Source organism: Pseudoalteromonas sp. 0303, from assembly GCF_013349995.1.
Classification (GTDB): Bacteria; Pseudomonadota; Gammaproteobacteria; order Enterobacterales; family Alteromonadaceae; genus Pseudoalteromonas.
Genome location: NZ_JABVXF010000094.1, coordinates 1 through 1,364, shown reverse-complemented (window position 1 = coordinate 1,364; position 1,364 = coordinate 1). Strand labels below are relative to the sequence as shown.

The following is a 1,364-nucleotide window of genomic DNA, read 5'->3' as shown; positions in this document are numbered from 1 at the left end:
AGCTATCAGCTATCAGCTATCAGCTATCAGCTATCAGCTATCAGCTATCAGCTATCAGCTATCAGCTATCAGCTATCAAAAACATAAAACCTGAGAGATCAATGTAAAGCTATTATTGTTAAAAAACATAAATAACTAAGCCACCTCTCGATCAGCTAAAAACTGACGGCTGAAAGCTGGCAGCTCTAAAAAACAAAAAACCCAGCCGAAGCTGGGTTTTTGGTATTCTGATAAACGTAAATATTAACGTTTTGAGAATTGTGGACGCTTACGTGCTTTCTTAAGACCCACTTTCTTACGCTCAACTTTACGTGCATCACGTGTAACGAAACCTGCTTTACGAAGTGTAGGACGTAGAGACTCGTCAAACTCCATAAGTGCACGAGTGATACCGTGACGGATAGCACCAGCTTGACCAGTAGTACCACCACCTGAAACAGTGATGTGTAGGTCAAACTTTTCAGTCATTTCTACGTGCTCTAATGCTTGACGAACAACCATGCGAGCAGTCTCACGACCGAAGTACTCTTCTAGAGAGCGCTTGTTGATTACGATGTTACCAGTGCCTGGGCGTAAGAATACGCGAGCACTTGAACTTTTACGACGACCTGTACCGTAGTATTGATTTGCCATGATAGTGCTCCTTAAATGTCTAGAACCTGAGGCTGTTGTGCAGCATGGTTGTGCTCAGTACCTGAGTAAACTTTAAGTTTACGGTACATTGCGCGGCCTAAAGGACCACGTGGCAACATGCCTTTAACAGCTTTTTCGATGATCATTTCAGGCTTTGCAGCTTGAAGCTTGTCGAAAGTAGTAGACTTAAGACCACCTGGGAAACCAGTATGAGCGTAGTACATTTTGTCTTTTGCTTTATTACCAGTAACAGTAACTTTCTCAGCGTTGATAACGATGATGTAATCACCAGTATCTACGTGAGGAGTGTATTCAGCTTTATGCTTACCGCGTAGGCGACGAGCGATTTCAGTAGCGATGCGACCTAAAGTTTTACCTTCAGCGTCAACTACGTACCAGTCACGTTTTACTGTTTCTGGCTTAGCAACAAACGTTTTCATTTATTAAAATCCAATGTTTTTTAATTAAAACCACAGGTAATTATTATTAATTACCGCTCTAAGTTGAATGCTTTAACCCCTTCGAGTTTAAGACTTTGAGCCATCAATTAGAGGCTAAACTAATATCTGGCAATAGAACGCAACGTGGCAGACGCGGGAGTATACCAGCACTTGAACCACATTGCTATATGATGGTTGTTTTTTATTCGAGAAAATCAGCTATCAGCTATCAGCTATCAGCTATCAGCTATCAGCTATCAGCTATCAGCTATCAGCTATCAGCTATCAGCT

General features: G+C 41.7%; 2 protein-coding genes and 1 pseudogene. 1 reads left to right on the top strand and 2 read right to left on the bottom strand.

The features are described from left to right. Window positions 1–243 precede the first annotated feature (243 nt). Entirely contained in the window at window positions 244–636 is a 393-nt protein-coding gene (gene rpsI / locus HUS62_RS22245) for a 30S ribosomal protein S9 (protein WP_095209788.1), read from the bottom strand. 8 nt (window positions 637–644) lie between these two features. After that, window positions 645–1,073, bottom strand: coding sequence for a 50S ribosomal protein L13 (gene rplM / locus HUS62_RS22240; protein ID WP_054561088.1), 429 nt, complete (start codon window positions 1,071–1,073; stop codon window positions 645–647). Between the two features lie 95 nt (window positions 1,074–1,168). Between rplM and HUS62_RS22955 the strand changes: the two are divergent. Continuing rightward, window positions 1,169–1,364 (top strand): annotated as a pseudogene (locus HUS62_RS22955) (hypothetical protein); the annotation flags it as partial.